Origin of the sequence: Bifidobacterium sp. ESL0728 (genome assembly GCF_029392015.1) — a bacterium.
Lineage (GTDB): Bacteria > Actinomycetota > Actinomycetes > Actinomycetales > Bifidobacteriaceae > Bifidobacterium.
Genome location: NZ_CP113925.1, coordinates 951,958 through 976,508 on the forward strand (window position 1 = coordinate 951,958; position 24,551 = coordinate 976,508).

The 24,551-nt window shown below is 56.8% G+C and carries 17 protein-coding genes and 1 pseudogene; 10 read left to right on the top strand and 8 right to left on the bottom strand.

Features of this window, described 5'->3' with window-relative positions; all coding sequences use genetic code 11:
• Positions 1-129 precede the first annotated feature (129 nt).
• From OZX67_RS03480 to OZX67_RS03505, 6 genes and pseudogenes are all read left to right on the top strand, one after another.
• Entirely contained in the window at positions 130-990 is an 861-nt protein-coding gene (locus OZX67_RS03480) for an ABC transporter permease (RefSeq protein WP_277144213.1), read from the top strand.
• Between the two features lie 113 nt (positions 991-1,103).
• A complete protein-coding gene (locus tag OZX67_RS03485) occupies positions 1,104-2,780 on the top strand; it encodes a histidine kinase (protein ID WP_277144215.1) in 1,677 nt (558 codons plus the stop codon).
• Positions 2,777-3,457: a response regulator transcription factor gene (locus tag OZX67_RS03490; RefSeq protein ID WP_277144218.1), complete on the top strand. Its 681-nt coding sequence runs from the start codon at positions 2,777-2,779 to the stop codon at positions 3,455-3,457. Before OZX67_RS03485 ends, OZX67_RS03490 begins: the two co-directional genes overlap by 4 nt.
• A gap of 244 nt (positions 3,458-3,701) precedes the next feature.
• Entirely contained in the window at positions 3,702-4,940 is a 1,239-nt protein-coding gene (locus OZX67_RS03495) for a macrolide family glycosyltransferase (RefSeq protein ID WP_277144220.1), read from the top strand.
• Positions 4,941-5,220: 280 nt separating this feature from the next.
• Positions 5,221-6,024: pseudogene (locus tag OZX67_RS03500) on the top strand (ABC transporter ATP-binding protein); the annotation flags it as partial.
• Positions 6,025-6,358: 334 nt separating this feature from the next.
• Entirely contained in the window at positions 6,359-8,035 is a 1,677-nt protein-coding gene (locus OZX67_RS03505) for an ABC transporter permease (RefSeq protein WP_277144222.1), read from the top strand.
• 287 nt (positions 8,036-8,322) lie between these two features.
• Here the strand turns inward: OZX67_RS03505 and OZX67_RS03510 are convergent, their stop codons facing one another.
• On the bottom strand, positions 8,323-9,798 hold the full coding sequence (locus tag OZX67_RS03510) for a DUF6287 domain-containing protein (protein ID WP_277144224.1): 1,476 nt from the start codon (positions 9,796-9,798) through the stop codon (positions 8,323-8,325).
• Positions 9,799-10,145: 347 nt separating this feature from the next.
• Between OZX67_RS03510 and OZX67_RS03515 the strand changes: the two genes are divergently transcribed.
• Entirely contained in the window at positions 10,146-10,958 is an 813-nt protein-coding gene (locus OZX67_RS03515; RefSeq protein WP_277144896.1) for a TIGR00730 family Rossman fold protein, read from the top strand.
• A gap of 191 nt (positions 10,959-11,149) precedes the next feature.
• Here the strand turns inward: OZX67_RS03515 and OZX67_RS03520 are convergent, their stop codons facing one another.
• The 3 genes from OZX67_RS03520 to OZX67_RS03530 form a co-directional block, all read right to left on the bottom strand.
• Positions 11,150-11,794 (bottom strand): methyltransferase, encoded by a 645-nt coding sequence (locus tag OZX67_RS03520; protein ID WP_277144226.1) that lies wholly within the window; start codon positions 11,792-11,794, stop codon positions 11,150-11,152.
• Between the two features lie 217 nt (positions 11,795-12,011).
• Complete coding sequence (locus OZX67_RS03525) at positions 12,012-13,178, bottom strand: 2Fe-2S iron-sulfur cluster-binding protein (protein WP_277144229.1); 1,167 nt, start codon at positions 13,176-13,178, stop codon at positions 12,012-12,014.
• 252 nt (positions 13,179-13,430) lie between these two features.
• Positions 13,431-15,518: an FAD-binding protein gene (locus tag OZX67_RS03530; RefSeq protein WP_277144231.1), complete on the bottom strand. Its 2,088-nt coding sequence runs from the start codon at positions 15,516-15,518 to the stop codon at positions 13,431-13,433.
• 94 nt (positions 15,519-15,612) lie between these two features.
• Between OZX67_RS03530 and OZX67_RS03535 the strand changes: the two genes are divergently transcribed.
• Positions 15,613-15,957, top strand: a complete 345-nt coding sequence (locus tag OZX67_RS03535; RefSeq protein WP_277144233.1) for an MGMT family protein — start codon at positions 15,613-15,615, stop codon at positions 15,955-15,957.
• A gap of 329 nt (positions 15,958-16,286) precedes the next feature.
• Here OZX67_RS03535 and OZX67_RS03540 read toward each other — a convergent pair whose 3' ends face one another.
• The 4 genes from OZX67_RS03540 to OZX67_RS03555 form a co-directional block, all read right to left on the bottom strand.
• Positions 16,287-17,936, bottom strand: a complete 1,650-nt coding sequence (locus OZX67_RS03540) for a DNA-processing protein DprA (RefSeq protein WP_277144236.1) — start codon at positions 17,934-17,936, stop codon at positions 16,287-16,289.
• Entirely contained in the window at positions 17,933-19,468 is a 1,536-nt protein-coding gene (locus tag OZX67_RS03545; protein WP_277144239.1) for a YifB family Mg chelatase-like AAA ATPase, read from the bottom strand. Before OZX67_RS03545 ends, OZX67_RS03540 begins: the two co-directional genes overlap by 4 nt.
• Positions 19,468-19,989, bottom strand: a complete 522-nt coding sequence (locus OZX67_RS03550; protein ID WP_277144242.1) for a YraN family protein — start codon at positions 19,987-19,989, stop codon at positions 19,468-19,470. The genes OZX67_RS03545 and OZX67_RS03550 overlap by 1 nt, the downstream gene beginning before the upstream one ends.
• A 746-nt stretch (positions 19,990-20,735) precedes the next feature.
• Entirely contained in the window at positions 20,736-21,611 is an 876-nt protein-coding gene (locus OZX67_RS03555; RefSeq protein ID WP_277144244.1) for a pyridoxamine kinase, read from the bottom strand.
• Positions 21,612-21,927: 316 nt separating this feature from the next.
• Between OZX67_RS03555 and OZX67_RS03560 the strand changes: the two genes are divergently transcribed.
• Together OZX67_RS03560 and OZX67_RS03565 are read left to right on the top strand one after the other, a co-directional pair.
• Positions 21,928-23,250 (top strand): O-acetylhomoserine aminocarboxypropyltransferase/cysteine synthase family protein, encoded by a 1,323-nt coding sequence (locus OZX67_RS03560; RefSeq protein WP_277144246.1) that lies wholly within the window; start codon positions 21,928-21,930, stop codon positions 23,248-23,250.
• A gap of 508 nt (positions 23,251-23,758) precedes the next feature.
• Positions 23,759-24,541 carry an ABC transporter ATP-binding protein gene (locus tag OZX67_RS03565; RefSeq protein WP_277144898.1) on the top strand — a complete coding sequence of 261 codons (783 nt, stop codon included), beginning with the start codon at positions 23,759-23,761 and terminating at the stop codon, positions 24,539-24,541.
• Positions 24,542-24,551: the final 10 nt, after the last annotated feature.

A 24,551-nucleotide genomic window follows, 5' to 3' on the forward strand; every position in this document is an offset into this window, starting at 1 on the left:
ACAATACCGGATAATCGAGCGATTATGAATGGAACCTTGAAAGCGAACGAACAGGTTGCTTTCGACAATCCGTCAAAGGCAAACGGATTAGCAACGGCGCAACGGCGGACAACGATGAACGGAAATACGATGATGAACAGTCAAGTGGCAATGAACGGGCCGGTAGGCAACACTCAGAATACGCCCAATGTGGTCTCTCCAAGATTCGCTGATGGCAACAGAAAAGCGACAAAGCGTCTATCCAAACCTTCGGTGGCGGCGGCGTTTCGCTGGGAGATACGCAAGGCGGGAAACTTGTGGTACTGGATCGCGACAGTGTTGTTTGATCTCATCGGAATGTTCAACGGGTGGAGTCAGTATGTCGACTATCGCAAGGATTTTGAAGCCCAAGGCGTGACGTGGGCGGCGGTCTGGGGCCAGGCCATCCTGCTGCCAAGCATGGTGTTCATGCCGATTCTGGTCGCGGCGTTCGCCTCACAGATTGAATCCAACGAGCATGTCGGCCGCAACTGGCAGCGTCTCAACGCCAGTGGCACGGCGTCGACAGCGATTGCTGGCAAGATGCTGCATGGCTTGTTGGCCTCGCTTTTGACCGTCGCGGTTTTCGAAGCCGAATTTCTTGTGGTCGGCAAGGTGATACTCGGCTTCAGCTTGCGTGACGTAGGGCCATTCCTGCTTCGTGGCGTTCCGATGGCCTTGGCGCTCTGGGCGATTATGACCTTGACCCAGGCGATTTCGGCGAAATTCGAATCATTTGCCGGCACCATGAGCATGGTTTTGGTACTGACGCTGGCTGGATGCGTGCTTTCGCTTATCGTTCCGTCGTTGACGTTGGCTTATCCTTTCTCGCTGATCACCGGCGCTTCGGCCGCCCGTGATTTGGACAATATCGCGTCCGGAAGCTCCATGGCGACGGCAACGCTGATGACCGCGTTCTGGGTCATCGTCGGAGGGCTGATTTTCCGCAGGCTGACTCGCAAGGCCGTTTGATGGAATCCGAAGTTATACGCCGAATCCGTCATAATGGAATGGATGGCATGGATAGGACAGGCGGAACGAACAAAACAGATGGAATGAAATGGCAGTCGGTGGGAGGCAACGTTATGAGCACGGTGAAACTGACGGATCAAATACGCTCGGCTTGTTCCCGGATGAATGGTGCCCACGTCCTTGCCGTGCTCTGCGCCCTCTACGAGACCGTGATTGTGACTCGTCTGCTCTTGGTTCCCGGCATTGCGAATCCGACATTGCGGTTGGCGATGACAGCCAGTGCATGGGCGATGCCAGTATTTGTCCTTATCGTCGTCGTGGCGGTGATCGGGATATGGTTCTGCCGTCACTGGCCGCTGTGGATATTGCTGCTGGAAACCGCTTTGTTCCTGTCGGTTTCGGCCTTGTATGGTTCGGCGTTCAGCTATCTGTCACTGCCTTGGGCGATTGCCTTGTATTTTGTGGCGGCGGGAATCGAAAGCCTGCCATTGCGGATATGCGGGCTCGTTGCTGCCGGCCTACTTGGGTTGGGCGGCGTAGTTTTGGCGACCGTATGGCACCAGGATGCCGGATTGACCAACTTTTTGTATCCATTCATTTTGCTTTATGTCGTGTTCGTCGCAACCGGGCTGATAGTGCGGAACTTTCGAGAACGCAGGCAATCCGAGCACGCGTTGCAAAACGCGCAGGAACGTGGCGAAAAATTGGCTTTGGAGCGTGATAGGGCCATGAGGCAGTCGCGTATAGCAGCGGAACTTCACGACAGTGTCGGCCACGATCTGACCGCCATCATCGCCCTTTCCGAAGGCTTAGATGGTGTGAGCGACAAGCCCGAAATGAACGATGCCATCGGTATGATTAACGATTTGGCTCGGCAGGGACTTGCGGATACGAGAACCGCGGTGAAGGCGTTGCAGCCGGATAATCGTGGCGATGGCGATAAAGGCGTGTTTGCAGGGAATCGGCAGGACGTTGAACAAGATATTGGAATCGCTGGGGATAGTCGGTTTCGCAATTCCAATATAGGTAAAACTATTGAAAAGTCCGATGATAAACGAAACGAAAATAGGGACCAAGATAACGGCAATAAGAGGAACGACAATAAGAGGAACGACGATTTTAGCCAGAAAGATGGAACTCATGTGGCATTTTCGTTGGGCAGACTTCATGACTGGGACGATATCAATCCCATTCTCGACCATTCCAGACAAATCGGTATCACCACGGCTTTGACGGAAACCGGACGTCGGCCGCAAGATCCGCAGCAGGCGGACTTAAGCTTCGCCGTCACCCGTGAGTGTATTACCAATGCGATTCGGCATGGGCAGGAAGTCGATAGAATCGTTGTTTCTTGGGATCACGACGGGCAAGGCGGCATTGCCGTTACCGTGCGTGACAACGGGAAATCAACTGACAAGTCACGTTCTGATATCGAGGACGGAAAGGATTCCGTCGCATCTGTCATGCAAAATGGCAAAGCGGAAACAGTTCATTCCGAACTTGGTGACGGAGACGGCTCTGTAGAATTCGATCAGAGCGACAAGCATGTGCCTGCGCAATTCAATGATGAAAATATCGGTGAGGTGGAATCTCGCCAAAGCGGCAAAAACAGGCCAAAGTTCGGCGAATATAGTGACGGAACGGGATTGACGCGACTTAAGAAAAGCGTCAAAAGGGGAGGCGGCACGTTTGCCGCTGGCCCGGATGCCGATGGCTGGACGGTGAAGGCCTACATTCCTTCGTTGATGGGTTTCGCCAGTAAGCAATCGCAAGGCGGTGGGCAGAGATGATTCACGTCATGATCGTTGACGACCAGCGGCCAGCCAGAATGGGGTTCGCGTTGATGGTTGCTAAAGACCGCAACCTTCAGGTGGTCGGGCAGGCGGAAAATGGGCAGGTGGCGCTGGATATGCTTGCTTCATTGAGTGTCACAAATAAGCCACTACCGGATGTATTGCTTATGGATGTGCGGATGCCTGTTATGGATGGCATCGACGCGACCGTCGCCATCAAACAGCGTTATCCGAACATCAAGATTCTTATGCTGACTACTTACGATCAGGATGACTACGCTTTTGGTGCGCTAGGTGCGGGAGCTTCCGGTTTTCTGCTGAAGGATGTGCATACGGCGGATTTGTGCCGTGCGATTCATTCGGTCTACGAGGGCGATGCGATTCTGACGCCGCGCATCACCGGTGAAGTAATCAAACGCGGGATTCTGAAGGCCAACGCCAAAGTTGAACAGTCCGAACTGCGTGAACGATTCGCAACGCTTGGCAGGCGTGAACTTGAAGTTGCTTCGCTGGTAAGCGAGGGCCAGACCAACGCCGAGATTGCCGAACGTCTGGGCATCCAGCCCGATTCCGTCAAAAAGACGGTGAGCCGCATCCTTGCCAAGCTCGACGCCCGAGAGCGCGTCAACATAGCCGTCCTTTGGTACAAGGCCGGCATGGATGGTCTGCAATGAATGAAATCAGCGGAATTTATATCAGGAAATTTTGATTGTTCGATGTTTTAATGTGGGTTTGGCATAGCTAAAACGGTTAATTACCGCCATTTTGTCGACGAAATTCATAACAAATATCAAGAGGTTTGTCGGCGGAAAATTCATTGTTCTAGATTCGCAATTGTGACATCTGTTCAACCCAGCAATGCTACGATGGAAAAGTTATTACTGACGATGAGTGGGTCATTAGAGAAAGAAAATACGCATGGACGCATCGGTAAAACCTGTCGAAAAAGACAGGGAAGTGGAATCGAAGCGGTGCGCCCGCGGCAGACTGCTAATGGCGTGCATGCCGTATCAGGGGCATATCAACCCGACGTTGGCAACGGTTCGCGCGCTGGTCGTCGACGGCTGGGACGTCACGTATATCTGTGACCCGCGGTGGAGGCAACAGGTTCAAGCGTCAGGAGCGACGTTCGTGCCGTATGACGATTATTCCAGCAATCCCGGCAAATTCGAACGCACGATTCAGGCGCCTGAAAAAGCCGACAATACCGTGTTGCGGGTCGGCCGCGAGTCACATTTCGACGCATTCCTCTATGAAGGTCTGCTGGTTTCGGGCAAGGCTTTGGCGGATAAACTGGGACTTCCGTCAATTCGTCTCTATTCGACGTTCTGCTACAACCGCGATATTCTGGGCCGGCTTGCCGGTGCCAGCAAAGGATTCCACCTGACGTCGGTGTTGCGCAGCCAGAAGTTCCTGCGTCTGATGTCGTCGAGCACTCGGCGCAGGGGATTGATGGAGACCGAGGATTTCGTCAGTGAGATGGTCGACAACCCGCCGACGCTGACTTATACGTACACGTCGCGTTCCTTCCAGATCGACGGCGATTCCTTCCCGCAGAAGCAGTACCGGTTCATCGGCCCTTCGCTGGACGGCAGAAAGGACCAGAAGCCAAGTGCCGATTTGGCATCGGTGCTGGAGACGAGCGTCGGCAAGCCGATTATCTATGCCTCGCTCGGCACCATTTTCAATACGTTTCTGCCGTTCTACCGAGCGGTTGTCGACGCGTTCGGTGGCATGGATGTTACGGTCATCCTTTCCGTCGGGCACAATTTCGAGCGTGGCAAGTTGGGGGATATTCCGGACAATATTCATATCTACGAATCGGTGGATCAGCTTTCCGTGCTGCGCAAGGCCTCGGTGTTCCTGACCCACGGCGGCATGAACAGCGTCAATGAAGCTTTGTATTACGGAGTGCCGTTGGTCGCGGTGCCGATGGCGGACGACCAGCCGACGGTCGCTGCGAGACTGGAGGAGCTCGGTCTTGGCATCCGCCTTGATAAGCGGTCGATTTCCGCTCAATCCTTCGATAAAGCCGCGACGAAAGTCATGTTCGACAAAGGAATTGGCGAACACGTCAACGCGATGAGCCGTGATATGCATGAGGCTGGCGGCAATGCGCAAATTGTCAAGGATCTCGACGGACTGTTGGCGGGATGATCGGATGAAGAAACGCGGTTTGGTTGATGCCGTCGTATATCAGAATGTTGGAATTTAAGAGTACAAACCACTTGTGGGCTCCCGCGGAATGATTTGAGTTTCACCGGACTAATCGATTGGTGATTTTATGCTTCGAGGCCTCGGAATTTGCAATTGCCGGTCGTTTACGAATAACGACCGAATGGTTATTGTTTGCTGCATTGATTATGACTATCTAATCTGCAGAGCCTCCTGTATCCTTGAAGAACGATGAAGCTGCGAACCGAGAAGGGTAAGAGAAATGAGTGAGGCTGCACCGGCTACGGCTTACGCTGAAGCTTTCAACAATATGGAACCAGTGGCGGTATCGATACGGGGGCTTGTGAAACGCTTCGGCGACAAGACCGCTGTCGACAACCTTTCGCTGGATATTCCTGTCGGCTCGTTCTACGGGCTGGTTGGGCCCAACGGGGCGGGCAAGACCACGACGCTTAACATGGTCACCGGGCTTTTGGTGCCCGACGGCGGCGCGATCAGCGTTCTCGGGGCTGACGTATGGAGCGATGTCAACCGTGCCAAGCGTTCCATCGGCGTGATGCCGCAGGCCGACCAGATCTTCAACCGTCTCACCGGCCGGCAGCTGTTGCTTTATTCGGGAATGCTGCGGGGCATGAAACGTGCCGAAGTCGCCAAACGCGCTGACGACTTGCTGAAGGCTTTCGATTTGGCCGAAGCCGGCGACAAGATGGTCTCGGATTATTCGGCGGGCATGACCAAGAAGATTTGCCTCGGGACGGCGATGATCGCCAGCCCGCGCATTCTCGTGCTCGATGAGCCGTTCGAATCTGTTGACCCGGTTTCCAGCGCGAATCTGAAAGACGTTTTGGCGGAATATGCGTCCACGGGCGGTACGGTCATCATTTCCTCGCACGTCATGGCGTTGGTCGAGAAGATGTGCACGCACGTCGCGGTCATCGACCACGGGCAGGTTCGCGCGGCCGGCACTATCGCGCAGGTCGCGGCAGGGGAGGACTTGGAAGACCGGTTCCTCGATCTGGTCGGCGGGCGTCACAGTGCCGCACATTTGGATTGGCTCAATGGCGGCGGCAATGGTGCCCAGGCCAATATCGGCACTTCGCAAAGTGCGGCTGGCAATGGTTTCAATGCTCCTGTGAGAAATCCCGTTAATTCGGTCAATGCTGTTATTCCACCTAATCCTGTTGGCCAGGTCAATCCTGCTATTCCGATTAATCGGGGTATTCCGGCTAATCCTGCTGATGGAATCAATCAGATCAACCCGGTTGATTCAGGCAATTCGGTGAATCTGACTAATCCCAATCCCGTCAACCCGGTTAATCGCGCCAACCCCGCTAATTCCGTCAACCCAGCCAATCTGGCCGGTCGTACCGACTTTTTCAACCCCAACTCGGAGGCGTGAGATGGCTGAGATTGCAACCATTGTGCGCCTGAAATGGGCGCTGATGTGGGCGACGATGCGCAAATCGGTCTGGCAGACGGTGAATTTCGTCCTGACCGGTCTGATCGGTTTGGCACTCGTTGCTGGCATCGGCGTGTTCGCTTGGAAATTCGGCCCAGACCCACACATGCCCAACGGTATCAATCCCATCGACGGAATGCGCCTTGCCATGGTGCTTTTGGGAACCGTCCTGACACTGATGGTGGTCATCATCCAAATGATGCTGGTCGGCGGCGGCACGTCGATGAGCGCCAAGCGTTTCGCGCTCTTCGGCATCGAAGACAAAACGCTGCAAGCGGGCCTTATCGCCGCAAGTATGGCCGGAATCCCGGCCATTATCGGTACGGTCTCGCTTATCGAATGGGCGATGGCCTACCGCAATCTCGGAGCTGGAGTCGTTGTCGCTGAAGTCATCGCAGCTCCTCTGGCCGTTTTCACCATCTGCATGCTCGGGCGAATGGTCACCTCGCTGCTTGACACGCTGGTGCGCACCAAGCACGGACAGACCGTGCTTTACATCGTCATGTTCCTGATTTTCCTGGCCGTCCTCGAAATACCGGCCGTGTTGGGCGGTGCGATCGGCGGAAGCATGGCGGATAGCGGACGTGCTGAAATTTCAGCCTCCGACGTGCAAGTTTCCGGTGTAATACGTTCGATGTCCGCAGTGGTGACGGTGCTTTCCTTCACGCCACTGGCTGCGGCTTTCGCCTTGCCTTTTGACGTCGCGGGCGGGACGTGGGGAGCGTTGCTTATTCGTTTGGTGGTGTTGGCTGCGACATGGGCCCTCTGTTTCGCAATCGGTCTTTGGTGCCTCAAACGCGAGCGGCTGATGACCGGCAGCGAGGAAAACCGCTCCGCGAAGGTCAAAGGCATCGGAGCTTTCGGTTGGATGCCGGATTCGCCGTCGGGGGCTGTGTCGGCCCGCCTGGTCACTTACCTGCGGCACGACCCTCGCCAGTTCTTCATGCTGCTGATGCCGCTGCTGTTCGTGGTCATCGAGTTGGTCGGCGCTCGAGGCGAGGCTGATTTCGCCTTCTCCTCCCTGATTTTGGGCGCGCTGTTCATGAACCTCGTCGAGAGTAACGGTCTTGCCTACGATGGGCGAGGATTCACGATGCAGGTACTTGCAGGGCTTCGTGGCCGTGATGACAGGATCGGGCGGGTTCGTGTCTATGCCGTGTTCTCGTTGGCGTATTTGGCTGTCATGGCCTTGGTGGTGATGGCGTTCACTTCCGGCTGGGGAAACGAATCCCACTGGATGCACGCGTTCGCTTTCTTTGGCGCCGCCGTCGCGTTCGATCTCGTCGGATTGGGGATTGCCGAGTCTATGTCGTGTGTGGCCATCTATCCGGTGCCGTCAATCGACAAGCCGTTCGCCACGCCACAAGGACGTGGGCTGGCCCAAGCGGTATTGCCCTTGGCCTATTTCGCGCTGATGTTTGTATTGGTGTTGCCCTTGGGCTTGGTGACAATGCTGGTAGCGCTCAATCATTGGTCGTCAGGGTTCATCGGACTGGGCGGTATCGTCAACGGTATCGTCGTATTGGTTCTCGGCACATGGATAGGTGGCAAGTTGCTTGACAAACGTGAGCTCAAGATATTGGCGGTGCTTGATTCCATGGCTGAGCTCCAGCAGTAGCAATATCTGTCAATCGAAAAGCGACGGAGACATAATGTATTACTGTTCAAGGATTCGCTGATGGTAAGGGCCATTCTCTTCCAGCTTGTTTTCTCAAGAAACCGAAAAGCCGCTCTTTCCGCTTTTGAGTTGGAAAGAACGGCTTACGGCTTGTAATAGGTGATGGCATTTAGAATCAGCCCTGTAGAGTTTAAATCAGCCCTGTAACGCTCAAATCAGCTTTGTGTCGCTCAAGCCAGTTCTGTGTCGCTCAAGCCGGCGAATCGGCAAATTGGCAAATCGGTAAATCAACGTGAAAAGCCGACAACCTGATGGTTCGAACCTCGGTTTTCCGGGTTGTTCACACTCACGGGTGTCGAGGTGAGGCCGCTGTCTGAATTTGGCTCGACGTAGGCGCTGGTCTTGGCGTCGCCGGAATTGCCGGAGTCGTCTCTGCCCTTGTCGCCCTCGCCGATGGCCGGGCAGGTTTTCTGGGCCCCGTTGACCACGTCGACGCGGCATTGGAAGTTGGCCTTGGCCTCGTCCTCCCACTGCTCGTCCATTTTGGCGATGTCATCGTTGGCTGTATTGACCTTGCTTTTGAGCTTCTGTTTCGAGGCATCCGAGGCTTCACCGCCACCGTTACGGTAATAGGCGCAGCCGGAATTGCCGCAGAACGGTTCCTGGCCTTGGCTGGTTCCCGTCCAAATCGGGATGATGCGGTCCTTTGATTGATTGGTGGGATCGGGCATGGACGCATAGTTGAAAGGCGCAACATCATTGAGCGAGGAATTCTTTTCGGCGATGATGAGTATTTCCTGCACACTCGGCGAATCCTCATTGTATTGGTAGGCGCCGCCCTGCACGAGTTGGGCCTCGGTTGAAGGAATGTCCTCTTCCTCCATGCATTGGCTCTCATAGCCCCCGCATTCCCTCAGGGTGTATGGCGGCGTGGTGCCGGAAAATGCGTTTTGTGGTGAGAGCTGGCCGTTGGTGATTTTCATCCAGGCCCCGCCCGGGTTGGTCCAGGTGCCGTCAAGGCTTGAATAGTCTCCGTGCCTGATTTGTGCAAGGTCGATGCCGCTGTTGGCCGCCTCTTCGTCGTTGGCCTTCTTTTGCTTTTCCGCGGCGGCCACTTCGCGTTCGATCGGTTTGAGCACGTCGTCGGCATCGCTTTTGGAGTCGACCAGTTTTTTGGCTATATTGCTCATGTCGTTGGCGCTGCCGCTGACTTTGCCGGCCAAATCGTTCAGGGATTGTGTCGCCTGCTTCAGGTCTTTGGCGGAGGCGTTGGAAGTGTCTGCAATCGTGTCAGGAGATTTGGCATCGGAAAGCTTCTTGGCGGTTTTCAGTGCCTTCTGATAATCGCCAAACAAGTCGGGATTCTTGACCTGACCTTTGTGGATATCCTCGGTATCGCTGTTCGCCTGTTTGATGGCCGCCTTCAAGTCTGATTTGACGTCGGCCAGATGATTGACCGCCTTGCCATACTGCGAGACCGCGGCATCGTGGGAATTCGAGGAGTAATAATAGAAACCGCCTGCGGCGATGGCCGCCAGCACAACCACTATGGCTGCGATGATGACAATCATCCTGGTTTTGCTCTTGCGGGGTTTGGCTGGCGTTGCGCCGCCGTTCTGAGGGGGTTGCGCACCGCCGGGCAGGGGAACGTTGGTGGGAAGGGGCGGGATGCTGCTGGTAGGTGCGTTGTATGCCGTGTTGTTGGTCGGACCCGGATATGCTGCGTTCGCATCCGGTTGGTTCCAAGGCTGATTGCCGCTCATTTGGCGTCCCTTCCTGCTTCAATGACAGTATTGAAGGCTTCTCCTGCTTAGGACAATAGCATATGGTCGGAATCATATTTGTCTTGCGTCCGGCAGATACGAGAGCAGGGATTAGATATAGGAAATAGGGAGGCAGTATGACAGCGGAAGAAACGGATGACACTATTGGCTTGAATGATGGACGGAAAACCGCGAATAGTGATGGCAATGGCAATGGCAATAGCAATAGCGACCGTAACAGTAATGGCAATGGGAATGGTTTGATTGGAGCCGATGGTACGCGTGGTACGGCGGATTTGGCAGATGACGTGCGCTCATGGGAGACGCATCGTAGCGGATCGGTACTGATGCGCGGGTCAATGATTCCCGAGCAGACCCCGGATCAAGCGCTGCTTGCATTCCCCGGTGAGGATGACGACAATGCCGACACGGATGAAAACAACGTTGTGCGCGGAAACACTTCTGCGGCTCAGGTACCGAAAGCGAGCATCTCTGGAGCTGCTGCGCGTACGTCAAAAGTGCATGGCGGCAAGGATTGGCGGCACGGTGACCCCTGGCGTGTGCTGCGTATCCAATCGGAATTCGTGGAAGGATTCGACGCGCTCGCGGATCTGGGCCGTGCGCTGTGTGTGTTCGGTTCCGCGCGAGTCAAAGAGAGCGAGCCGGAGTATCGGCAGGCCATGCGCATGGGCGAAATGGCGGCGCAAAGCGGGATTACGGTCATCACCGGCGGCGGGCCGGGCATCATGGAGGCCGCGAACCGTGGGGCCGCCGAGGCCGGAGGCGTTTCGGTGGGGCTCGGCATCGAGCTGCCGCATGAGGAAGGGCTCAACCAGTGGGTGAACCTCGGGATGAACTTCCGCTACTTTTTCGTGCGCAAGATGATGTTCGTCAAATATTCCTCGGCGCTGATCGTCTGCCCCGGCGGCTTCGGCACCTTGGACGAAATGTTCGAGATTCTGACGCTCGTGCAGACCGGCAAGACCTCGCCCAAGCCGGTGGTGCTGTTCGATACGCAGTATTGGAAGGGGCTTTTTGATTGGGTTCAGGGGCCGATGCTCGACCGCGGGCTGATTTCGAAGGATGATCTCAAGAAAGTTCAGTTCACCGATGATCCCGATGAAGCGGTGCGGCTGGCAATCGGAGGAATGACGAAATAATGGGATTGCCGAGGCGTGCGGCAGGCGATGCCTTAAACGCAACGTCGTAAGGCAAGGTCGCAGAAGCAATGCCATAAACGAACGAGAAGGATGCATCACCGGTTGGGTGGCGCATCCTTCTCGTTCGTTTATTGTGTTAAAGTTTTCGGATTCGTGGGGGCAAAGCAATGAAACTATAACGGCAGTGGCTATCAGCGTTTGACGGCGACCAGCATGCCGGTGCCCGTCGGGGTCAACGCCTGTTCGAAGCGCTTGTCGTCCTCGACGGTGGCGAGCAGCGCGCGCATGGCGTCCGGTTTGCCGTCACCCGGGTAGGCGAGGCCTGACATATCCGTGAAAACGATGCGTCCGCCGACTTTCAGAAGATTTGCCGCTTCCGTGAAGGATGGTGCATAATTCGAGGCGACGCCGGAAACGACGATGAGGTCGTAGGTTCCGGCGTTGAGGCGCGGCAGGAAAACAGTCGGGGAGGTGTTGACCGCACGCAAAGTGGTTCGGTTTTCCACAGAATCGGAGATATCGGCGAAAAGACTGCGGATCATGGTGATGCCGCGGGCGGAGGAATCCACGGCCGTCAGCTGTCCGGCACCACCCAGGCCCTCCACCAGTTGCAGGGCTTCGACGATCGAGCCGGTGCCGACGCTGATGATGGAGGTCGCGTTGAGTGTGCGTGTGATAAAACGCAGCAGATTGGCCTGAGCCGCAGAGCCTTGGGGCAGCTTGGCTTTTTCCGCGTCCGAACGGGCCTTGCGCAATACGTCATTTTCGAGGCTCAGCGCGTGGGTTTCGGCCATTTCCCAAACCTTGGCCATATTCGTGTATGTCGTCTTATTCATCTTCCACCCTACAGTTCTGCTGTTTTGCCGCGTATAGCGGTTACCGATTACTGATTGTTATGATACGGCTAGCAATCGCCAAAGCTCTGACATAGGGTTTATGGAATGTCGGAATCTAATATTTTGTATTATTGCGGTGGATGAATTTTGCTATGGATTTCGTCATTGATATTTTGTGATTATGGTTTTTATCGCAACGAAATGGCGATGGATAAAACTAGCCTTGCCTGTTCTTGACTCGTTCGGTGAGTTGCCACATTTCCTCGCCGACATCGATGCCGCGGGGGCATTCGCGGCTGCAGGCGCGAACGGACTGGCAGGCGGTGATGCCGTCGGCGGTGGCGATGGCATCGAGCCGTTCGTCGGTCGCTTTGTCTCTGGAATCATTGATGAAACGGGACTCGGCAATCAGCGCGGCCGGGCCGACGAACGCCTCGCCGCCGGCATAGACCGGGCAGCTGCCTTCGCAAACCCCGCACGAGATGCAGTTGCTCAAAAGCTCGTAACGTTTGAGTTCTTCGGGCTTTTGCAGGTATTCGAACATGTCGATTTTGCCGTCCTCGGTGGTGGCCAGCTTGCCGTCTGCTTTCAGGTACGGTTCGAGCTTTTTGATCTGGTTCATCATCTGGTCGATGTCGACGATGAGGTCGCGCAGTACGGGGAAACCGGGGAGCGGAGCGATTTCGATGATGCCAATGCTTGATGTGCTGCCCTGATTCGCCATGGAATCACGCATGCCGTTGGGATTGTCGGGATTGTTGTGGTTATTGGAATTGTTGGGATTGTCGGAATCGCTGGAGTCACTGCGGTTGCTGGCGTCATTGGAGTTGTTGGCATTTTCGCAACTGCCGGTGTCGAATCTTGTGTGTGAATCGGCGTTGTTGCCCAGAGACTTGCCGGGTTTTGCGTCGGTTGCGTTCTTGTCTGCCAAGTCCTGGGTGTCTGTGTCGGCTGTCGAGCGGAATCCTTCGTTAGCCGAGGGATTCGCGTCATTGTTCTGGTTCGAGACCGGCGGCTTTGCGAAGTTCTCGACCTTGGCGGTGCACAGCAGCGCCGGCGTGCCATTGATCGACACCGCATCGGAACCGCAGATACCGTGACCGCAGGAATAGCGGAACGCCAGTGTCGGGTCGATGTTGCGTTTGATGTCGAGCAGGCAGTCGAGCACGGTCTGCCCGGGTTGTGAAACCACGATGTAATCCTGAGTGAAATGTTTGCCGCGTATCCGGCGGCGTGACGGTGAGGAGCCGAATGGGCTGCCGCCTCGGGCCTTGCCGGCGAACGGGCTGGAGGAACGGCGGCGGGCGCGGTCGGGTTCCGCTTTCGGGGCGAACCGATGGACCCGGATGGTCACATTCATATCATGCATTGCATCTTCACTCATTGCCGCTGCCTTCGTTGTGTTCTTTCGTCTGCCAGTCTGCCACAAACCGTGGCCCGTTGCGTTGTCCCTTGGCTTTAACCGCGTATTCAAATCATCGGAATCAAGGAGTTCTGGCCGTGCTTTCCTTCGCTGCGGGCCTACTCCGACGTCTCGCCGGTTGGTATGGCCGTGAACTTGTGTTGTTCTTTCCCAGCGGGTCTACTCCCTTTGCGTCAATTATCTGGCTCTAAACCGTGGCTTGCCGAATCGGCTCTAATATTCGCGTGCCTTCGGCGGCATATCGACGATATGAACCGGTTGCCAGGTGATCTTGCCGTTTGTGTCAGCCATCGAATGGGTCAGGAAATGCTCGTCATCGCGTTTCGGGAAATCGGTGCGGGCGAACGCCCCACGCGACTCGTGCCTTGCCGACGAGGCATCGAGCATCGCCTGTGCCAGCGTCATGAGATTGTTAATCTCGAAGATGGCCGTCAGCTCCTGGTTGAAGGTGGAGCTTTCCGAATGTGAGCGCAGCGCTTCTGCGCGGGGGATCAGTTCGTTGGCGATTGTTCGTTGTGCTTCGCTGATGCTTTGCGCATCGCAGCGCACCGCCACCGCGTGTTCCATCGTTGTGCCAAGGTCGGCCAGCAGTCGATAAGGGTTGTCGTTGGCTTGATTGGCTACTGCCGACATGCCTTCACCGGACGAAGCCGTTTTTTCTGCGGAGTCCGTGTCTGCGACTGACGCCGGAGCCGTTACATCTGCGTCTGGCTGGTTATCGGTATTTTTACCGCCAATCCCTGCCTTTGTGGCCGAATCGCCGGATTGGGAGGATTGCAGCAGGTTTTGTATGTATTGTTCCCGTTTTCTCGCTGCTTTCTCGACCAGATTGTGGCACCGCTCCTGTCCGCTTGCGGCGTTTGATTCTGTTTGTCCCGATGTTGCAATGGCTTCGGTGGTATCTTCAAGCACGCTGCGACCATTGTTTTTGTTATCGATTATTGATGAATTTACTTTGTTCATACTACTGTTCGCAACGAGCTTTGTGGCGATGGATTCACCGGCACGCGTGCCGAACAGGCAGGCGTCGAGCAGGCTGTTGCCGCCCAGACGGTTCGCGCCGTGAACACTCACGCAAGAGCATTCGCCGGCTGCGTACAGGCCCTCGACGATATTGCGTTTGCCATCTTCCCAACGGTAGACCTCACCGCTGGTGGTGATGGGGATGCCGCCCATCGTGTAATGGGCCGTAGGCTTCACGGCCACCCAATCCTTGCTGGGGTCAAGACCTGCGTAATCTCGGATGGTTTCGACCACTTGAGGCAGCACTTCCTGCATATGCTTCTTGTCGATTCCCGTCATGTCCAGCCAGACGCAGTCTTCGGGGCCATCCGGCTCCTTCGGGTCGGCAACGCCTCGACCGGCATCGACTTCGGCCATGATGGAACGGCTGACCACGTCGCGTGCCGCCAGATCCTTGTGTTCCGGGGCATAGCGGGCCATGAACGCTTCGCCGTCGGCATTGCGCAGGATACCGCCTTCGCCGCGTGAGGCCTCGGAAAGAAGGATTCCGGTGTGTGCAAGCCCGGTGGGGTGGAACTGCACGAATTCCGAATCCTCAAGCTGCAAGCCGGCCTTCAGTGCCAACGCCATGCCGTCACCGGTCAAATCCCAAGAATTCGAGGTTGTGTGGAACAGCCGCCCGGCGCCGCCCGTGGCCATCAAGACGTTGCGGGAGGCGATGGCGTGAGTTTTGCCGGTGTGGGTGTCGAACGCGACCACGCCGCAAGCCTTGTCTTTGTCGTTGTTCAAGACCAGATCGGTGACGTACCATTCCTCGGCGAACTGCACTCCCGCGCCGACGCATTGTTGCCACAGCGCATAGAGAATCTGATGGCCGATACGGTCGGCCGCATAGGCCGCACGTCGCACTGGAGCCTTGCCATAGTCCTTGGTATGCCCGCCGAACTTGCGTTGGGCGATGTGACCGTCTTCGGTTCGCGAGAAGGCTACGCCGCTACGCTCAAGGTTGACCACGGTCTGCGGGGCGTATTGTGCCAGTATTTTGACAGCGTCCTGGTCGGCCAGCCAATCGCCGCCCTTGACGGTGTCGTAATAATGCCAGCGCCAATCGTCGCGCTCGACGTTGCCGAGGCTCGCCGCGATGCCGCCTTCCGCCGAGCCGGTGTGCGAGCGCAACGCCTGCAGTTTCGAAATGACCAAGAGCTTGGGATTGCGGCCTTCCGCCCTCATTTCCGTGATTTCATCGCTTCGCAGGATTCCCAGTGCCGCCGACAATCCGGCCGCCCCCGCGCCGATAATCACCGCATCATACATGTCTTCGATTTGCTCTGGACTCATACCCCCGATTATGGCACAAGGCCAGCAAGAGCATTTTGCAGGAACGTGGTAGGTGAGCTCTTCCCTTATGGGTGGGCACTCGTACCATAGGGGTATGAGCACAACATTCAACGCACGTGTCTACGATGTCGTCCGGAAGATACCGGAGGGCAAAGTGGCCACGTACGGCCAGGTGGCGGCGCTCGCGGGCAATCCACGCAACGCGAGGTTCGTGGGTTACGCCCTGCATTCCAATCCTGAGCCGGGCGTGATCCCGTGCCATCGCGTGGTGTTCCGCGACGGCTCGCTTGCTCCGGGATTTGCTTTCGGCGGACCCGATCGTCAACGTGAGTTGCTTGAGGACGAAGGCGTGACGTTTCTGCCTCCTGCGCCCAAACACGAGAACGCCGGGGAAGACGGTTGGGTGGTTGATTTGAAGCGTTGCCAGTGGCAGTGCTGAGGTTGCCCTGATGATTGTGGTTCGTTGTCATAGGTCCTCCTTCCGATTCTGGTTGATCTGACCTGTCTGTTGATTGCCGGGTTCGTAATCGCGATTGCTGCTGAAGGTAATTGTTAGAGGTAATTGAGGGGATTCCTTGATTGTTGTCAAAGAACATCGTCGTGCACGCTCATTCCTTTGGGCGAGCATGGTCGCATGCGAACGGGAACGGATTCAGCGTTTCTCAATGCCCATCCTTGCGGGGCGAACGAGGTCACATGTGAACGGAGACGGACTGAGTGTTTCCCAATGCTTATCCGTCTGGGAGGATATGGTCACATGGTTGGCGTCTAGTCGCTCGGTTTCATGGCTTTTGTGGTAACGATGCGTATCGTTCCCGCTTCCAGACGTATCAGTCCAAGCAGTTCCATTTCCCCGAGTTCGCTTTCCAATCTGCCGATATCCCATGAGACGGGCTTTTCTTGCGCGGAGCCGGCAGGGTTTTTCATCCCCGATTGATGTTTGCCGGTAGAACGCGGAGTGTTGAGCATCGAAAGAACGGCCTCGTGTGTGGCCGCGTCGCCCTGCCTTCGGCAACGGCGGATGGCGGTCAGCACCTCATGTTGTGCGGCGGTGGGTTCGGCCTTGGACACCGAGGGTTGTGATGTGGATTGTTTGGGCGCGTCATGTCTTGCCGCAACGTTTTCTTGCTCAGACCGCGAAGTCTCGGCACCGCTTGGCAAGGGGACTTGCAAAGTTGGGTGCCCCTGGTTGGTATCTGAAGCATTGGATTGCCGTTGTGATGGGTCAATACATTCATGGTTATCCTTTCCGGCGATGGCGGGTGGGGGAGATGTCGGCATTTCCGTTTGATTTCGTATCGTTTTGTCATTCAATGTTGATGATTTATTGCCATCGGTGTGTATTAATTTTGGTGCATGGCCTTTATGGCAGATCTCGTCGATGGCGTTGACCGAGGTGAGGATGATGGCGCGATGGTCGCGGATCAGCCAGTTGCAGCCGGTGTTGCCGGGGATATTGATATTGCCGGGAGCGGCGTAGACTTCGCGTCCCAGCTCTGCCGCCCAATTGGCCGTATTGAGGGCTCCTGAGCGGCTTCTTGCCTGCGCCACGACGACGGTGGAGGCCAGAGCCGCGATGATGCGGTTGCGCAGAAGGAACCGTCTTGCTTCGGGAATCGTGTTCGGGCACAGTTCGCTGATGAGGGCTCCGCCGTTGGCTTTGATTCGGTCGAATAATGGCTGGTTGCGTTCGGGACCGATATGGTTGAGGCCTCCGGCGAAGACGGCTACGGTTCGTCCGCTTTCGTTTTCGCCGAGGTCGCTCATGGCATTCAACGCTCCCCAGTGTGCTGCGGCATCGATGCCGAAGGCGCCGCCGGAGACCACCAGATGCCCTTGTTCCGCGGCTTTTCCGGCGATGGTCTTGGCCACGTACCGTCCGTAATCGTCCGCTCCGCGGGAACCTACGACAGCCAACGGCTGTGGACAACTTGCCAAAGCCCCGGGATCGCCGATGCCCCAAAGGCATAGTGGGGATGCCCAGTCTTTTCTGATGGAAAGATCGTCGAGCTGGGCAGGCCAGTAGGGGCTGGTCGGTCCGATGATCCATTGCGAGCCGTTGACGGTGAAAAAGTCTTCAAGCTCTTTTTTGTCGTTTGAGGGCAGCTGGTGCAGCCGTTCGCGCCAGCGTTCCAACCCGTGACGGAACGAGCCCATTCCACGTGTGTTGACTTTTCGTCCCCATTTGGCCGTGCCGGTGGCAAATACTTCATCCAGCTTGTTGCGGTTGCGGGTACCACTTTTTTCGTCGGCGATAAGACGCAAGGCGGTGACGGCATCGCCGGCACCTTTGATGGTGGCGAAGAGCAGGGCGTCGGCGCTGTCGATACAGAAGGTCAGGATGGCCCGTGCCAATGTGTCGTCATCGATGGTTGCAGGCCGAATTGTAGAGGAACCGGTTGTGCTGTCGCTCATCATGACTCCTTCGTTCGCAGGGCGATGCCCTGCATCATTTCCTCATGGCCCGGCGAGGATTTGCCAACGAGATCCGCTAGCGTCCATGCCAGACGCAACGCACGGTCGGCTCCGCGCAGACTCAGCCGTTCGTTCTCCAAGGCTTCGTCGATGAGGCTGAGCGCGGCCTTCGAGGTGTTTGCTCTCAGCCATGTGCCTGAGGCTTGCGCGTTGCAGGTCCAGTGGTAGGCGACGAAACGTTCTTGGGCGGCATGTCTGGCGTCGGTGACCTTGAGTCTCATCTGCTCGCTGGTGGTCTGTGGCCGTGAGTTCTGCGTCATCAGATGTTCCACGGGTGGTACTTCCACCTGTATGTCGATGCGGTCGAGAATCGGGCCGGAAAGCCTTGAGAAATAACGGATCCGGTCCTTTTCCTTGCAGGTGCATCGTGAACCGTCGCCGTATCCGTAGCCGCATGGGCATGGGTTCGCCGCCATGATGAGCTGGAAATTGGCCGGATAGTAGGTCGTGCCTTTGGAACGTGAAAGAGCCACATACCCGGATTCCAACGGTTCGCGCAAGGTCTGTAGCGCGCGTGGCGAGAACTCGGGTGCCTCGTCCATGAAAAGCACCCCGCGATGGGCGCGCGTGATGGCTCCCGGAGTGGCGATGCCTGATCCGCCGCCGACCAGTGATGCCGTTGAGGCCGTGTGGTGCGGGGCTTCGAACGGCGGCACGTCGCTGATGCCGTAGTTCGGCAAGGTTCCGCACAGCGAACGGATCGAGGCGACCTCAAGTTGTTCTTGTTCGTTCAACGGACACATGATGCCGGGCACGCGTGAGGCGAGCATGGTCTTGCCGGAGCCGGGAGGGCCGGTCATCAGAAGATGATGACCGCCTGCAGCAGCCACTTGGAGCGCCCATTTGGTGCGTTCCTGCCCGATGACTTCAGCCATGTCGCCGACCGGTGGAGCGAGGTTTGCCTCGTCGTCGTTGGTTGTTTGATCGGCAGGGATGTGAGTTTCGTTGATGTGGTATTTGGCTTCGCCGCCCATCAGCTCGATGAGTTCGCCCAAGTGGCGTATGCCGATGACGTTGAGCCCCTCAACGAGTTCAGCCTCATCGAGATTACGCTCGGGCACGATGATCTGGTCGATGCCGTGTTCGCGAGCATACAGTGCAATCGGCAGAACGCCGGTGACCGGAAGCACCGAACCGTCGAGATTGAGTTCGCCAAGTACGACGGTGTCGGCCAGACAATCATGGGGGATCACGCCCGCAGCGCTGAGCACGGAAACGGCGATGGCGAGGTCGTGCGAGGAGCCGCGTTTCGGTAGGGAAGCAGGGGAGAGATTGACCGTCACCCTTGTCTCCGGCCAGCTGAAACCGCTGGCCTGGCACGCGGATTTCACCCGTTCACGCGCCTCGCTCAACGAGGTGTCCGGCAGGCCGATGATCGAGAAATAGGGCAGTCCCGGCGAAATGAAGGCCTGCATCTGAATGGCGTTGGCCTTAAGCCCCACCAAGCCCACCGACATCGCCGTCCCGATGGCCATCAGAACGCCCCCGGAATATGCTGGACTCTGGGCCTGTTGCCTTCCAGCAGGATGGACATGGCGTCGAAACGAATGCCGGTTCGCCGTATCGATTTGCCTGGACCCGCCAGCCAAAGTGCGGCCGCATGATGCAGATTGGCTTGCTTATGCGGGGTTATGGCTTCCTGAGGTGTTCCATAGCGTTGCGTCCGCCGTGTCTTCACCTCGACGAATACCACGATGTACTCCGGGGTCATCATGATGATGTCGAGCTCACCGAACCGGGTGCTCCAGTTTCTGCTCAAAACGTGCCAGCCGAGCTCAGCCAGCCATGCCGCAGCGTATTGTTCGCCGACTTTCCCAAGTTGTTTGGCCGAGATATCGGGAATGACCAGTTCCTCTTCAAGCTCGGCCAGCAGACCGACCGAGGCCGTGTCGTTGAGGTCGGTGTCATTCAAGGCGATGCCGTCGTCTACATGGGTGTCGCCGCCAAAGCAGGTGGCGGCCCGACGCCGTTGCGTTGTTGAAATTTGTGTGTCCATGTATTTCAGTGTTGCATGCTTAGTGCGTTTACCGTGTCAAAAACGGGTGCTGTGGTCGAATGATTGCCCTTTTCGATTTTCACGGCGTTTCTCGGGATAACTTCGCTTTCATGTAATGCAATTGTGATTAACATTGTGGATGAATTCTGCGGCATGTGTGTAAGTCATGGTGTGATTGGTGGAAAATTTCGTTGATCTTGCGTGAGCTGTGGAGAAGCCGGTGAACAAAACCGAAAACGTGCACAAATTCATCCACATCCTGAAATTGCCGAGTATTCCTTATCGAGCCGACTCGTTGAAGCGTGCCGTTGAAAATGATTCGAGAAGATAAGCCCGATAGGGAATCGTCATGGTAGTCGAGCGTTTTGCAAAGAATGACTAAAATACTAAGAACTATTTGAAAATGTTGATAATGATAGGAATCCGTTAGGTAAATGGAGTGATATCCGGGTTCTTTTTAGCGGTGTCATAGTGGCGTAATCAAGCTATATAAAATCGTTCCCATATCCTGACAAATAGCAGAAACTGCCAAAATATAGGGACGATGAATCGATTTGAAGCCGGTGTGCAGCATGAATTCCGAATTAAAACGGTATATATAAAAATCGTCCCTGTATCCCGGTGAAATAATGGGAAATTGCCGAAATACGGGGACTATGCCGATTCCAATCCGGTCAAGCCGCGAATTTCGAAATTAAAACGGAAACGCAGCGGTTTGACCGGCGATTAATGCAAAACCGAAAATCTCAGCCGACCAACCCGGTCAGCTCGCCGAGGTTGAGTTCGAAGCTCACGCCGCGCTCTTCGAAATCGGGCTGGTTGCGCGTGGATTCCATGGCGTGACGTACGAATTCGCCGGCCACCTGTGCCGATTCTCCGAGCGTCTTGCCGGCCATCACCGCGCCGCACAGCGCCGAAGCGAAGGCGTCGCCGGTGCCGTGGATCATGTAGGGGAGCTTGTCGTGCGCTAGCTCGATGCGCGAGGAAGCCCCGGCCTTTGCACTGCCCACGAAGTTGCGCAGCTTTCCGTCATTGCGATCGATGCCCTTCAATACGACGTTCTTCGCGCCCATGTCAAGCAACGCGCCGACCCAGTCGGTCGCCTCGTCTTCGCTCAGATTCTGTCCCGGGTAGTCGCGTCCGGTCAAAATGCTGGCCTCGGTGAGGTTTGGCATCAGCACGTCCGCGCCGTCCACAAGCGTCTTGACCGCGTCACACATTTCCTTGGAATACGTGGGGTACATCTGCCCGCCGTCGCCCATCACGGGGTCGACCAGCCGCAGCGCCTTGGGGTATTCGCGGTACATACGCTTGATGATGTCCACCTGCTCGGCCGAACCGAGGAATCCGGAATAGATGCCGTCAAGCTCGACGCCCACCTTCTGCCACGCGTCCAGATAGCCGGAAAGCATATCCGTGGTGTCGTGGAAGGTATAGACCGGGAACTTGGTGTGCGCCGAAAACAGGGCCGTCGGCACCGGGCACACGTCGCAGCCGCACGCCGAAAGAATCGGGATCGCAGCGGTCAGCGAGCATTTGCCGTAGCCGCACATGTCGTGCACTGCCGCAACGCGGGGGATATATTTGGGGTCGCGCTCATAGAGCGTCGTATCTTCTTGCATTTCATGACCTTTCAGAAAGTCTATGAATAATATTGGCGTCCGTCGCCGGGCGGGAATGTCCGGTGCGTCGCTGGTAACGACTGTAGACCTCATGGCGACTAACACGCCCTGTTTCGTCCGCAAGATGACGAGGTACTGGGGTTTCTGCCAAATTTGTTGCGTTGTGTTTGTTTGATTAATGCCTAAATTCCAAGGGTTTTCAAGCCGTTATAGATTACCGGGATAGCGTCGCGCTTGCCGCGCACGTTCCGCCGGTTTACGCTCGAACTCGGGAAGTACCACATCAGAAATTCGTATATGTAATAAGGAGCCGGACATGACCGACGAGACCACACCGAAAAAGTACCATTTCGAGACCCTCCAGCTGCACGTGGGCCAGGAGGAGGCCGACCCGGCCACCGACGCCCGCGCCGTACCTATCTACGCCACCACCAGCTACGTCTTCCACGACTTCGACCACGCCGAGGCGCGTTTCGCCCTGCAGGATCCGGGCAACATCTACGGACGCCTGACCAACTCCACCGAGGACGTCTTCGAAAAGCGCATGGCCGCGCTCGAAGGTGGCACCGCGGCACTCGCTTTGGCCAGTGGTGCGGCGGCGGTCGAGGCCGCGTTGCGCAACATCACGCAGACCGGCGACCACATCGTCTCCTCCTCGCACATCTACGGCGGCACCTTCAACCTGATGCGCCACACCCTGCCGCGCGACGGCATCACCACTACCTTCGTCGACCCGGCCGATCCGCAGAACTTCGAGGACGCCATCCAGGAGAACACCAAGCTCGTCTACTTCGAGACTTTCGGCAACCCGAACGCCGACCTGCCCGATTTCGAGGCCATCTCCAAGATTGCCCACAAGCACAACCTGCCGGTCTTCGTCGACAACACCTTTGCCACCCCGTACCTCTTCCGCCCGCTGGAGAACGGTGCGGACATCGTCGTGGAATCAGCCACCAAGTTCATCGGCGGCCACGGCACGACGCTCGGCGGCGTTATTGTTGAGGGTGGCCACTTCAACTGGGCCGCGGTGCCGGGCAAATTCCCGACCCTGACCGAGCCGGATCCGTCTTATCACGGCATGAACTTCTATGAGGCGTTGGGCGAGACCACGTTCGTCACCCGTGCCCGCGCCATCTTCCTGCGTGACACCGGCGCCTGCATCAGCCCGTTCGCCGCGTGGCTCTTGCTGCAGGGCACCGAAACGCTGTCGTTGCGTGTCGAACGCCATGTCCAGAACGCGCTCAAGGTGGTCGAATACCTGCAGACCGTCCCCGAGGTCGAGTCCGTCTCGCATCCCTCGATTCCCGGCCGCGTCGACCATGAGCTTTACGAGAAGTACTTCCCGAACGGCGCCGGCTCGATCTTCACCTTCGACATCAAGGGTGGCAAGGATGCGGCACGCGTCTTCATCAACAACCTGCACCTCTTTAGCCTGCTCGCCAACGTCGCGGACGTGAAGAGCCTCGTCGTTCACCCGGCCTCCACCACCCACGCCCAGGAAACTCGCGAGGAACTGGAAAGCCAGGGCATCCACCAGGGCACCATCCGCCTGTCGATCGGCACCGAATACATCGATGACATTCTTGACGACCTGAAGGGTGGTTTCGAGGCCGTTCGCGCCTCCGGCCTCGCCAAGTAATTTCGTAGTACAAATAGATAAATACCAAAAAGGCAGATATCGGATTATTCCGGTGTCTGCCTTTTGTTATGTTCTCATCCTTTCGGATGATGGCTATGAAATTTGATATCGACCGATAAATGCCGAAAATTCATTCTTGCGCACGATGGGGAAGACGGGCGGATTCCCTTAGAATTTGAGGTACCAGATAAGTAGTGACCTCAACAAAGGAGTCCACATGAACCCCAACAACTTTTACGGCAACAACGCCGGCAGCGAGTTCCTGAACATCATCAACCCGAATTTGGGCGGCAGTGCAAACCAAGACAATCCTGCAACCGCGCCGAATGCTGACGTTCCCACACCTTCCTTCATCCCTCCGCAAACGCAGCAGTGCCCGCCGCAGCCGGTGCAGCCGCAACAATTCACCCAAGTCCAGTCTCAGCAGCCGGTGCAGCAGTCTAGCTTCCAGACTCAAGCGCAGACACAAGCCCAACCGCAACAGCGCAAGGAGTTTGCGGTCGAGGCCATCGATCTGGTCAAGGACTATGGCAAGGGCGAGAACGTCGTGCACGCGTTGCGCAATGTCAACGTCGGCTTTGAAAAGGGCAAGTTCACCGCCATCATGGGCCCTTCCGGTTCCGGCAAATCCACGATGATGCATACGCTCGCCGGCCTCGATTCCGTCACGAGCGGCAAGGTCATCCTCGGCGGGCAGGACATCACCAAGATGAACGACAACCAGCTGACGATGCTGCGCCGCAACGAGATCGGCTTCATCTTCCAGAGCTTCAACCTCCTGCCGATGTTCACCGCCGAGCAGAACATCCTCATGCCCCTGACGCTCGCCGGTGCCAAGGTCGACAGGAAATGGTTCAACACGCTGGTCGAAACCCTTGGCCTCACCCAGCGCCTGAAGCACCGCCCGAACGAGCTTTCCGGCGGCCAGCAGCAGCGCGTCGCCATCGCCCGCGCCTTGATTTCCAAGCCGCAGGTGGTCTTCGCCGACGAACCGACCGGCAACCTCGACTCCGTTTCCAGCGCTGAGGTGTTGAGTTTCCTTAAACGTTCCGTACGCGAGTTCGGCCAGACCGTGGTCATGGTCACGCACGATGCGGTGGCCGCCTCCTACGCCGACCGCGCCATCGTCTTCGCTGACGGCCGTATTGTGGCCGATGAACAACATCCCACCGCCGAGCACATGAGTGACCTCTTGATGGAGGAAAGCGAACGCGCCGCCCGCCAGAGCGCGGCACCCACGATGGATCAGCTGATGAACGGCAAGCCCCGGCATGCACAAGTCGCGCAATGAATCGATGGAA